The organism is Pseudomonas sp. GW821-FHT09D08, from assembly GCF_059416305.1.
Genome location: NZ_JBWKOX010000041.1, coordinates 1 through 13,144 on the forward strand (window position 1 = coordinate 1; position 13,144 = coordinate 13,144).

Genomic DNA, 13,144 nt, shown 5'->3' on the forward strand with positions numbered 1-13,144 from the left:
AAAGCCGGCATCGGTCTGGTTCCACAGTTGAAGGATGTGCCGTTGCTCATCCTGGTCCAGCAGGTTCAGTTGGCTGATGAGCTGCTGCTGATCGGCAACCATCGCCTGCAACAGGTTCTGCCAATGGCAGGCCATGCGCTCGATGGTAGAGGCCTCGAACAGATCGGTCGCATACCCCAGTGACGCCCAGAGCCCGTCCGAACCTTCCTGAACATCCAGGTCAAGGTCGAAGTGTGCGGTACGCCGGTCCCACGCCAAGCCTTCGATACGCAGGTGGGCCAGGGATTGAGGCTCATCCCCTGGACGCCCTTCGACCTGGTGATTGAACATCACCTGGAACAGCGGGTTGAGGCTCAGGCTGCGCTCGGGCTGCAGCGCCTCGACCAGTTGCTCGAAAGGCAGGTCCTGATGGGCCTGGGCGTCCAGCGCACGCTGTTTGACCTGGGCCAGCAAATGGGCAACGGTGGTCTGCCCATCGATATCGGCCTTGAGCACCTGGGTGTTGACGAAGAAGCCGATCAGCCGCTCGGTTTCGACGCGATTGCGGTTGGCGACCGGTACACCGACCCGAATATCCTGCTGGCCGCTGTAGCGGTACAACAACGTCTGGAACGAGGCCAGCAGCAACATGAACAGGGTCACGCCCTGTGCCTGGGCCAGGGCCTTGAGTTCGGCGGCCAGGGTGGCCGGCAGCGGCACGTCCAGGCGCGCGCCGCGATGACTCTGTTGCGCCGGGCGCTGATGATCGAACGGCAGCTCGAGCACCGGCTGTTCTCCGCCGAGCAGGTCACGCCAGTAATCCAGCTGACGGGCCTTTTCACCGGCCTCCATCCAGGCACGCTGCCACACGGCATAGTCGGCATACTGGATCGGCATCCCGGGCAGTTGCGGGGCCCGGCCTTGGCTGAACGCGGCATACAACTGCACCAGCTCGTCGACCATCACCTGCATCGACCAACCATCGGACACGATGTGATGCTGCACCAGCACCAGCACATGATCGTCCTCGGCCAGGTGCAGCAAGGTCACACGCAGCAACGGACCTTGCTGCAAATCAAATGGACGGGCGATCTCGGCTTCGACCTGCGCCTGCAGATCCGCCTCGTCGACCTTGCCCAGCCGGATCGGCACAGTGGCGTCGGGCCGAATCACTTGCCGCGCACCGTCCGCGTGCTCTTGCACACACGTGCGCAGGCTTTCATGACGGGCCACCAGGGCGTCAAAACTGCGTTGCAGGGCCGAGATATCCAAGGCCCCCTTGAGGCGCAAGGCGCTGGGGATATGGTAAGCGGCACTGGAGGGGTCCAGTTGCCAGAGAAACCACTGGCGTTCCTGGGCGTAGGACAGCGGCAGCGGCTGTTCGCGACCCACCGCGAGCAACGCGGGTGCCTGCTCACCTTCGCGCGCCTCCAGCGCTTGCAGGGCAGTGGCGAAACCTTCGAGACGCGGTTGCTCGAAGACCAGTTTCAGTGGCACTTCACGGCCCAATACCTGGCGCAGGCGCGAGACCACCTGCATGGCCAGCAGCGAGTGGCCGCCCATCTCGAAGAAGTGATCGGCCAGCCCTACCCGTTCAGCCCCGAGAATATCTGCCCAGACGGCGGCGACCTGTTGCTCCAGCTCCGTGACGGGCGCCACCCATACCTGTTGCGCTTGGCTGGCGTCGGGTTTGGGCAGCGCCTGGCGATCCAGCTTGCCGTTCGGGTTCAGGGGCATACGCTCAAGGAAGATCAGGTGCGCAGGCACCATGTAGTCCGGCAACTGTTCACGCAGAATCGACTTCAGCGCGTCGACGTCGTGGCGCTCGCACACCAGATACGCCACGAGCTGGTTTTCGGCCGCCAACACCAGGGCTTCGCGCACACCCTCCTGGGCCAGCAGCAGGGTTTCTATCTCGCCCAGTTCGATGCGGAAACCCCGGATCTTCACCTGATGGTCGACCCGGCCGACGTACTCGATCACGCCATCAGCGCGGTAGCGCGCCAGGTCTCCGGTGCGGTACAGGCGCTCGCCGGTTTCACCGAAAGGGTCCGGTACAAAGCGCTCGGCCGTCAGCACTGCACGGTTCAGATAGGCACGCGCCAAACCGCAGCGGCTGCCGATGTACAGCTCGCCCACAGCCCCCAGCGGCGCCAGGTTCAAATCGCGATCCAGCACATACAGCGCTCGACCTGGCAGCGAACGGCCAATCGGGCTGGCGCTGGCGCCCATCAGCTCGGTGCCTGCCGTGCAGTCCAGAACGCTGGATACAACAGTGGCCTCCGTGGGGCCATAGGTATTGAGCAAACGCACATGACCGAGCCCGGCCTTGAGCCACTGCTGCGGACCGTCCAGCGGCATGGCTTCACCGCCGATATGGACCTGGCGAAGTGCGCCGTAGGCGCGTGGGCCGGCGGCCAGGCAGTCCAGCAGGAACAGGTGCCAATAGGCGGTCGGCAAGTCGGCCAGGGTGATGCCCTGGGTAATGATCTCGTCGTACAGCCGCGCGCTGTCCCACAGCTCCGGGCCGCGCAGGACAACGGTGGCGCCATGGGTCAGCGCCGGGTACAACTGTTCGACAAACCCATCGAAATTCAGGGTAGCGAATTGAAGCACGCGATCGTCGGCGGTCAACCGCGAGTAACCGGCGGCAATACTGGAGAATTCGGTCAGCGCCCCATGGTTGATCGCCACGCCCTTGGGCTTGCCGGTGGAACCGGAGGTGTAGATCACGTAGGCCAGGTTTTGCGCGGCAACGGACACCCGCGGATCGCTCTCAGGGCACAGCGCCAGGCGTGCATCCGCCAGGTCGACCGTCGCCATGCCCTCGGGCAATGGCATCGCCACATGGGCGTGGGTGAGCACCAGGCGCACGCCGCTGTCTTCGAGCATATGCAACAGGCGTTCGCGCGGGTATTGCGGGTCCAGCGGCACGTAGGCGCCACCGGCCTTGAGCACCGCCAACAGGCTGACCACCATGTCGAACGAACGCTCGACCGCCACCCCCACCAGCACTTCCGGGCCAACACCCTGGCCGATGAGGTGATGGGCCAGGCGGTTGGCCTGGCGGTTCAGCTCGGCATAGCTGATGGACCGGTCATCCAGGCACAGGGCAACCGCGTCAGGCCGCTGCCGGGCCTGGGCCTGGAACAAGCCGTGCACACCCGCGACGTCTTCAAACGCCGCCGTGCTGCGGTTCCAGTCTTGCAGCAGGCTGCGTTGTTCACCGTCAACCAGCATCCCGAGCTGGGCAATACGAGTGCCGGCGCGCCCCACCACCGCCCGCAATACCCGTTGCCAATGCTCGGCCATGCGCTGCACCGTCGCCGCTTCGAACAGGTCGGTGGCATAGGCCAGCGAGGCCCAGATGCCGTCAGGCGATTCCTGGGTATCCAGGCTCAGGTCGAACTGCGCACTCTGGCTGCCCCACTCCAGGGCCTCTACGTCCAGGCCCGGCAACTGCTGCTCGCCGCGCGGCCCGCGGCCCTCGGTCTGGTGGTTGAACATCACCTGGAACAACGGGTTATGGCTCAGGCTACGCTCGGGCTGCAACGCCTCGACCAGCTGTTCGAAGGGCAGGTCCTGATGACTCTGGGCCTCCAATGCACGCTGCTTGACCTGGGCCAGCAACGCACTGAATGTCATGTGCCCATCGACGTCGGCCTTGAGCACCTGGGTATTGACGAAAAACCCAATCAACCCCTCGGTTTCCGCCCGATTGCGGTTGGCAATCGGCACGCCGACGCGGATATCCGACTGCCCGCTGTAGCGATACAACAAGGTCTGGAAGGAGGCCAGCAACAGCATGAACAGTGTCACGCCTTCGCGCTGGGCCAACGCCTTGAGACCGGTGACCAGCGCCGCATCCAGGCTCATGTCGAGCCGTGCACCGCGATAGCTCTGTACCGCCGGTCGCGGGTAATCCAGCGGCAATTCCAGCACCGGCTGCTCACCGCCCAACTGCTCGCGCCAATAGCCCAGCTGACGTTCTTTCTCGCCGGCTTCCATCCAACTGCGCTGCCACAAGGCGTAGTCCGGGTATTGAATCGACAGGTTCGGCAGGCGCACATCATGGCCCTGGCTGTACGCGACGTAAAACTGCACCCACTCGTCGACCATGACCTGCATCGACCAGCCATCGGAGACGATGTGATGCAGCACCAGCACCAATACGTGCTCATCTGCTGCCAATTGCAGCAACTTGACCCGCAGCAACGGGCCTTGTTGCAGATCGAAGGGCTTGGCGACTTCGGCCTGCACCAGCGCCTCAAGCTGCGCCGCGTCAGCCTTTTCAAAGGCGATTTCCAGCGCCAACTCGGGGCTGACCACCTGTAGCAACTGGTCGGCATCCTGCTGCAAGTGAGTACGCAGGCTTTCATGGCGGGCGATCAGGCTATCGAAGCTGCGCTGCAAGGCCGCCCGGTCCAGGCGGCCTTTCAAGCGCAAGGCGCGCGGCAGATGGTAGGCCGGGCTCTGCGGCTCCAACTGCCACAAAAACCACTGCCGCTCCTGGGCATAAGAGAGCCGAAGAGGCTCACCTTCCTGGCGCTTGAAAACCGGGGCAATCTCAAACAGGTTGATGCCTTGCTGCTTGAGCATTACCGCCAACGCTTTCTTTTGCTGCGCCGAAAGTGACCCTACCGACTCGATTAATGCTTGCACGCCACGCCCCTCAGGAAGTCAATTTATCCAAATCTTCTGCTGATAGACGTTTGAGAGCCTCCAAGGATTTAGCCAATGCGTCCTGCACCGGCGAATTATTTGTCTGCTGGCCTGCCACATAGGCGCTGAAATCGGCCAGGGTCGGGGTGGTGAAGATCGATTTGACGTCGAATTCGGCGTGCAACTGCTCGCGCAGGCGCACCACCACCTGGGTCGCCAGCAGCGAGTGCCCGCCCAGTTCGAAGAAGTTGTCGTTCAACCCCACGCGCGGTACCGCCAGGACTTCGGCCCAGATCGCGGCGATCTGCTGCTCCAGCTCGCTCTGCGGCGCGACGTACGCCCGTGCGTGCAAGCTGGCGTCCGCCTTGGGCAAGGCCTTGCGATCCAGTTTGCCATTGGGGCTCAGAGGCATCTGCTCCAGCAGCACCCATTGGGCGGGCACCATGTAGTCCGGCAACTGCTGGGCGAGATGGGCGCTGAGCACATCGCGCCAGTCGTCCCCGGCGTTTTGCAGCACCAGGTAGCCCACCAGGTATTTACCGTCGACCGCCAGCACGGCGGTCTCGCGCACCCACGCGTGTTCCAGCAGGCGCGCTTCGATTTCTCCCAGCTCGATGCGCAGGCCACGCAACTTGACCTGATGGTCGATACGCCCGGCGTATTCGATCACGCCGTCTGCGCGGTAGCGTGCCAGGTCACCGGTGCGGTACAGGCGCTCGCCCTGGATGAACGGGTGGGCGACAAAACGTTCGGCAGTGAGTGCCGGGCGGCGGTGGTAACCCCGGGCCAGGCCGATGCCGCCGAGGTACAACTCGCCGAGCACGCCGACCGGTACGGGTTCGAAGTGGCTGTCGAGGATATAGCAGCCGAGGTTGGCGATCGGGCGGCCAATTGGCACGGCGTCGCGGCCTTCGTCCACGCAGGTCCAGTGGGTCACGTCGATGGCGGCTTCGGTCGGGCCATACAGGTTGTAGAGCCCGGCCTGGGGCAGCTTGGCGAAAACATGCTGCTGGGCGTCCACCGGCAACGCTTCACCACTGCACACGATGCGGTGCAGGGTATGGCAAGTCGCAACCGTCGGCTCCTGCAGGAAGGCCTGCAACATCGACGGGACAAAGTGCAGCGTGGTGACCTGCTCGGCATTGATCAGGCGCACCAGTTTGCTCGGATCACGATGATCCCCCGGCGCGGCGACCACCAGGCGCGAACCGGTCATCAGCGGCCAGAAGAACTCCCACACCGACACGTCGAAGCTGAACGGGGTCTTTTGCAGCACCGTGTCGCTGGCGTCGAGGCAGTAGGCTTCCTGCATCCATTGCAGGCGGTTCAGCAATGCCGAATGACGGTTGCCGGCGCCTTTGGGCTGGCCGGTGGAGCCCGAGGTGTAGATCACGTAGGCGAGGTTCTCACCGTCCAGGGCGATGCCTGGGTTGGCGCCGCTGTAGTCCTCGAAGGCAGACTCGCCCAGCACCAGGGTTTCCAGGCCTTGGGGAATCGGCAGCTGTTCACGCAAATGCGCCTGGGTCAGCAGCAGTTTCACCCCGCTGTCGTCCAGCATGTAGGCCAGGCGTTCGCGCGGGTATTCCGGGTCCAGCGGCACGTAGGCGCCACCGGCCTTGAGCACCGCGAGCAGGCCGACGACCATGTCGATGGAACGCTCCACCGCCAGGCCGACCAGCACGTCCGGTCCTACGCCGGCTTCGATCAGGCGATGGGCCAGGCGGTTGGCGCGGCAGTTCAGCTCGACGTAGCTCAAGCGCTGCTCGGCGAACACCAGTGCCGTGGCGTCCGGCGTGCGCGTCACCTGCTGTTCAATCAGCTGATGCACGCCGTGCTGCAACGGGTAGTCCCGCGCCGTGGCGTTCCAGTCCTGTACCACTTGCCGGCGTTCGGCCACATCGAGCATCGCCAGTTCGCCCAGGCGCTGCTGGTCGCCCTCGAGCATGGCTTGCAGCAGATTGAGCAGATGGCGGCCGTAGGTTTGCACCGTGTCCGGGTCGAAATGCGCACGCGCAAAGCTGAACTGCACCGACAGCGTGTCACCGACGTCCACCAGCACCGTCAGCGGGAAGTTGGTCTGCTCGCGGGACTCCGGCAGGCCAAAACGGATACCGCTGCCGCCACTCTGTTCCAGGGCCTTGGACACCGGGTAGTTCTCGAACACCAGGATATTGTCGAACAAGGCTTCACCGCCCTGTCCGGCCCAGCGCTGGATATCGTACAGCCCGGTGTGTTCATGCTCGCGCAAGGCCAGGTTCTGCGCCTGCACCCTTTGCAACCAGTCGGCCACGGTTTGCTCGCCCTCCACTGCGCAGATCACCGGCAGGGTATTGATGAACAGGCCAATCTGCTGCTCCACCCCCACGAGGTCTGCCGGGCGCCCGGCCACGGTGGCACCGAACGACACCACCGCCTGCCCGCTATGGCGCTGCAACAGGACCAGCCACGCCGCCTGGACCAGGGTGTTGAGCGTGACCTTATGGCTGCGGGCGAAGGCCTCGAGGCGCCCTGTCAGCGGGCGATCCAGGCTCAGCGCGTGCTCGCCGTGCCCGTCCGCCGCCATGGGCTGGCTGCGGCCCAGGCGAGTCGGCGCTTGCAGTGCACTCAACTGCTCGCGCCAGAAGGTTTCGGTCGCACCGGCATCACGCTGCTGCAACCAACCGATGTAATCGCGATAGCGTCCGGCCGCGTCGGGCACCGCCACACCGGCGTAACGTTGCAGCACTTCACCGAACAGGCGCGAATTGCTCCAACCGTCCATCAGGATGTGATGGCTTGTGTAGATCAGCTCATGGCGTTGCTCGTCGGTGCGCACCAGCACCAGACGGACCAGCGGCGCCTTGGCCAGCTCAAAACCCTGGCGACGCTGGGCTTGCTGCAGGTCTTGCAACGCCAGCTCAGGCTCCGGCATGGCGCGCCAGTCGAGCAGTTCGATGGGCAGCCGGGCCTCGCGGTACACCACCTGGCAGGGCCACTCCAGCTGGCCCTCCCAGAAAAACCCGCTGCGCAGCACGTCATGGGCCTGCACCGTGGCATCCCAGGCCTGCTGGAAGCGCGCCACATCCAGGCCCTCGGCCGTCACGCGGATCTGGTTGATGTAGTCGCCGGCGGCCTGTTCGTACAGGGTGTGGAACAGCATGCCTTGCTGCATGGGCGACAAGGTGTAGATGTCGTCAATCCCATCGGCGGCCAGCGGCAAGGACTCAAGCTGCTGCTGGTTCAGGCGTGACAACGGGAAGTCGGAAGCCGTCACGCCTTGATTGCCGGGGGTGCAGCAATGTTCCACCAATGCCGTCAGCTCACGGCTGAAGGCCTGGCTCAAGGCGTCGATCTGCGCGGCCTCGAACATCAGCGGGCTGAAGGTCCAGCCCATGTGCAGTTCACCGCCGAATACCTGGCCGTTGAGGGTCAGCCAGTTGCCCAGCGGCGCCTCCGGGCTCTGCTCGGCTCCGGCGCTTTCCGCTGCGAGTACAAACAAACCGTCCGGCTGATCAAAGCTGGCGTCGATCTGGCCCAGGTAATTGAAGGTGATGCGCGGCACCGGCAACGCGCTGAATGCCTGGCGCGTGGCCTCGTCGCCGAGGTAGCGCAGCGCGCTGAAGCCCAGGCCCTTGTCCGGCACAGCGCGCAGTTGCTCCTTGATCTGCTTGATCGAGGCGCCAAGGGATTCGGCCGGGGTCAGGCGCACCGGGAACAGGCTGGTGAACCAGCCCAGGGTACGGGTCAGGTCGATATCCTCGAACAGGTCTTCACGGCCGTGGCCTTCCAGTTGGATCAGGCTGGAAGCCTGCCCGGTCCACTGGCAGATGACACGCGCCAGGGCGGTCAGCAGCAGATCGTTGATCTGGGTGCGATAGGCCGCAGGCGCCTGTTGCAGTAATTGCCGGGTGTGCTCGGCGTCCAGTCGGCTGACCACTGTCTGCGCCAGGCGGCCAGGACGCGCGCCTTGGGGATCACGGCAGGGCAGATCGGTCGGCACGTCCTGGAGCTGTTGCAGCCAGAAGTCTTTTTGCGGCTGTACCGCTTCGCTGCGGGCATGGGCCTGCAAACGCTCGGCCCAGGCCTTGAACGACGAGGTCTTGGCCGGCAACGGCTGTTGGCGGTAGAGGCTTTGCAGGTCCTCGAGGAACACCCGCCAGGACACGCCATCCACCACCAGGTGGTGCATGACCAGCAACAGGCGCTGGGAACCATCGGCCAGTTCGGCAAGCACCGCACGCAACAAAGGCCCCTGTTGCAGGTCGAGGCTGCGCTGGGCTTTTTCGCACAGCGCGGCCAGCTCGTCGGCATCCGCCACCGTGGCCTGCCACAGCACTTCAGGGCTGGCGTCTGCATGCTCGGCCCGCCACCCTTCGCCGGCCTGGCTGAAGCTCAGGCGCAGCACATCATGGTGGTGGACAATGGCGTGCAAGGCCGCTTGCAGCCGATCTGCCCGCACCGGCTCGCGTGGCATCAGCAGCAAGGACTGGTTCCAGTGGTGGCGGTCCGGCAGGTCCATCTCGAAGAACAACTGCTGGAACGGCAGCAACGGCGTCTCGCCCTGCACCGGGCCCTGGTCAAACACCTGGGCAACCTGCAACTGCGCCACCCGCGCCAGGCTGCGCACGGTCTGGTGCTGGAACAACGCCTTGGCGGTGAAATGGATACCGGCGGCGCGGGCGCGGCTGACCACCTGGATTGAAATGATCGAGTCACCGCCGCGCTCGAAGAAGTTGTCGTTCAAGCCCACCTGATCGACGCCCAGCACTTCGGCCCAGATCGCCGCGATCTGCTGCTCCAGGGCACTTTGCGGAGCTTCGTAGTGGTGGGTGGCTTCGGGTTTGGGCAGGGCCTTGCGGTCGAGTTTGCCGTTGGGGCTCAGAGGCATCTGCTCCAGCAGCACCCATTGGGCGGGCACCATGTAGTCCGGCAACTGCTGGGCGAGATGGGCGCCGAGGACTTCGCGCCAATCATCGCCAGCGTCCTGCAGCACCAGGTAGCCCACCAGGTATTTACCATCGACCGCCAACACGGCGGTCTCGCGCACCCACGCGTGTTCCAGCAGGCGCGCTTCGATTTCTCCCAGCTCGATGCGCAGGCCGCGCAGCTTGACTTGATGGTCGATACGCCCGGCATATTCGATCACGCCGTCTGCGCGGTAGCGTGCCAGGTCGCCGGTGCGGTACAGGCGCTCGCCCTGGATGAACGGGTGGGCGACAAAACGTTCGGCAGTGAGGGCCGGACGGCGGTGGTAACCCCGGGCCAGGCCGATGCCGCCTAGGTACAACTCGCCGAGCACACCGACCGGTACGGGTTCGAAGTGGCTGTCGAGGATGTAGCAGCCGAGGTTGGCGATCGGGCGGCCAATCGGCACGGCATCGCGGCCTTCGTCCACGCAGGTCCAGTGGGTCACGTCGATGGCGGCTTCGGTCGGGCCGTACAGGTTGTAGAGCCCGGCCTGGGGCAGCTTGGCGAAGACCTGCTGCTGGGCATCCACCGGCAGGGCCTCGCCGCTGCATACGATGCGCTGCAGGCTTTGGCAGGTCGACACCGCCGGATCCTGCAGGAAGGCCTGCAGCATCGACGGCACGAAGTGCAGCGTGGTGACCTGCTGTTGATTGATCAGGTTGATCAGCCTGGCCGGATCACGGTGATCACCGGGCGCGGCAACCACCAGACGCGAACCGCTCATCAGCGGCCAGAAGAACTCCCACACCGACACGTCAAAGCTGAACGGGGTCTTTTGCAGCACCGTGTCGCTGACGTCAAGGCCGTAGGCTTCCTGCATCCATTGCAGGCGGTTCAGCAATGCCGAATGACGGTTGCCGGCGCCTTTGGGCTGGCCGGTGGAGCCCGAGGTGTAGATCACGTAGGCGAGGTTTTCGCCGTCCAGGGCGATGCCTGGGTTGGCGTCGCTGTAGCCCTCGAAGGCAGACTCGCCCAGCACCAGGGTTTCCAGGCCTTGGGGAATCGGCAGCTGTTCACGCAAGTGCGCCTGGGTCAGCAGCAGTTTCACCCCGCTGTCGTCCAGCATGTAGGCCAGGCGTTCGCGCGGGTATTCCGGGTCCAGCGGCACGTAGGCGCCACCGGCCTTGAGCACCGCGAGCAGGCCCACGACCATTTCGATGGAGCGCTCCAGCGCCAGGCCGACCAGCACGTCCGGCCCCACTCCGGCCTCGATCAGGCGATGGGCCAGGCGGTTGGCGCGGCGGTTCAGCTCGGCATAACTGAGCGACACCTCATTGAAGCGCAACGCCGGTGCATCCGGCTGCGCCTGCACCTGGGCCTCGATCAACTGATGCGTCCACTGCCCTTGGGGGTAGTCGCGCGCGGTGGCGTTCCATTGAGCGAGTATTTGCTCGCGCTCAGCGGCGTTGAGTGTCGCCAGGTCGTGCAAGGGCGATGCAGGATTCGCCACGGCTGCCCGCAACAGGCTCAGCCAATGTTCGGCCATGCGCGCGACGGCGGCGGCGCCGAACAGGTCGGTGGCGTAGGTCAGGGACGCCCAGATCGCGTCGCCGCTTTCCTGGGTATCCAGGCTCAGGTCGAACTGGGCGCTGTAGCTGTCCCATTCCAGGTTGGCCACGCGCAGGCCCGGCAATTGCTGCGCGGCGGCGGGTGAATTGGCCTGGTGGTTGAACATCACCTGGAACAGCGGGTTATGGCTCAGGCTGCGCTCCGGTTGCAGGGCTTCCACCAACTGCTCGAACGGCAAGTCCTGATGGGCCTGGGCCTCCAGCGCACGGCGCTTGGTCTGCTGCAGCAGCTGGGCGAAGCTCATGTGACCATCGAGGTCGGCCTTGAGCACTTGGGTATTGACGAAGAAGCCGATCAGCGATTCGGTCTCGACCCGGTTGCGGTTGGCAATCGGCACGCCGATGCGGATGTCCTGCTGGCCGCTGTAGCGGTACAGAAACGCCTGGAACGAGGCCAGCAACAGCATGAACATCGTCACGCCTTCGCCCTGGGCCAGGGCTTTCAATCCTGCCACCAGTGCCGGTTCCAGCGCGATGTCCAGACGCGCGCCACGGAAGCTCTGTTGCGCCGGGCGGGGTTGGTCGAACGGCAACTCCAGCACCGGCTGCGTGCCGCTGAGCAATTCGCGCCAATACGCCAGTTGACGGGCCTTCTCCCCCGCTTCCATCCAGCTGCGTTGCCACAGCGCATAGTCGGCGTACTGGATCGGCAGCGGCGCCAACGCACAGTCCTGGCCCTGGCTGTAGGCAGCATAGAGTTGCATCAACTCCTGCACCATCACACCCATCGACCAGCCATCGGAGACGATATGGTGCTGCACCAGCACCAGCACGTGCTCCTCTTCACTCACTGCGAGCAAACTGACCCGCAGCAACGGACCTTGCTGCAAGTCGAAGGGACGGGCGATTTCGGCTTCGACACAGGCCTTGAGCTGCGCTTCGTCGACTGCGCTTTCGGCGATCTCGACCACCCCGTGGGCCAGCACCTCCTGAGTACGTGCCTCGGCCTCCAGGTGCAGGCGTGTACGCAGGCTTTCATGGCGCGCCACCAAGGTGTCGAAACTGCGCTGCAGGGCGGCCTTGTTCAGCTGGCCGCTCAGACGCAGGGCGCCGGGGACGTGATACGCGTCACTGTCCGGGTCCAACTGCCAGAGAAACCACTGCCGTTCCTGGGCGTATGACAACGGCAGTTTCCGGCCGTCCTCGCGGATCGAGGCAATCGGCAACTGGGCGAAGCTCATGCCCCGGCTTTGCAGGCGCTGGTAGAACTGCTGGCGCTGTTCCAGAGGCAGGCGAAGAAAGCGCGAAACCAGATCGATATTAGGGTTGGAAAGCATGGGTCAAATCGCCTCTAGTTCGCTCAAAAAGTCACGAAGATCATCAAAGTCTTCCGCGCTGCCGGCGCGGAAGGTGGCAGCCGCCTGCACATAGGCGCGCAGCGTTTCAGTCTGGAACACTTCCACCAGCGGCACTTCCAGGCCCAGCTCGGCCTGGACCCTGGAGGTGATCTGGATGGCCAGCAGGGAGTGGCCGCCCACTTCAAAGAAGTTATCGTTCAAGCCAACCTGCGGCAGGCGCAGCACGTCGGCCCAGATCGTGGCGATCTGCTGTTCCAGCTCGGTCTCGGGCGCCACATAGGCCTGTTGCATAAGGCTCGCATCCGGCTGCGGCAGGCCCTTGCGGTCGAGCTTGCCGTTGGGGGTCAACGGCATTTGCGCCAGGAAGATGAAATGCGCCGGGACCATGTAGTCCGGCAGGCGGGCCTTGAGTGCGCGACGCAATGCGTCACGGAACTCGGCTTCGTTGGACGGGGCGGACACCGGAACCACATAGGCCACCAGCTGTTTTCCGGTCGGGCCGTCCTGGGCCACGACCACCGTTTCACCGACGCTGTCCTGCTCACGCAGACGCGCTTCGATTTCCCCCAGTTCGATGCGGAAACCACGGATCTTCACCTGGTGGTCGACACGCCCGAGGTAATCCACCACGCCATCCGGACGGCCACGGGTCAGGTCGCCGCTGCGATACACGCGGCTGCCCGGCGTGCC

1 protein-coding gene and 1 pseudogene are annotated in these 13,144 nt (G+C 64.6%); both read right to left on the reverse strand.

Annotated features, from left to right (window positions below; translation table 11 throughout):
* Window positions 1-4,641: amino acid adenylation domain-containing protein (locus AC07OP_RS31495; RefSeq protein ID WP_495103271.1), on the reverse strand; the 4,641-nt coding region annotated here is incomplete at its 3' end.
* Between the two features lie 10 nt (window positions 4,642-4,651).
* Window positions 4,652-13,144, reverse strand: a pseudogene (locus AC07OP_RS31500) (amino acid adenylation domain-containing protein); the annotation flags it as partial.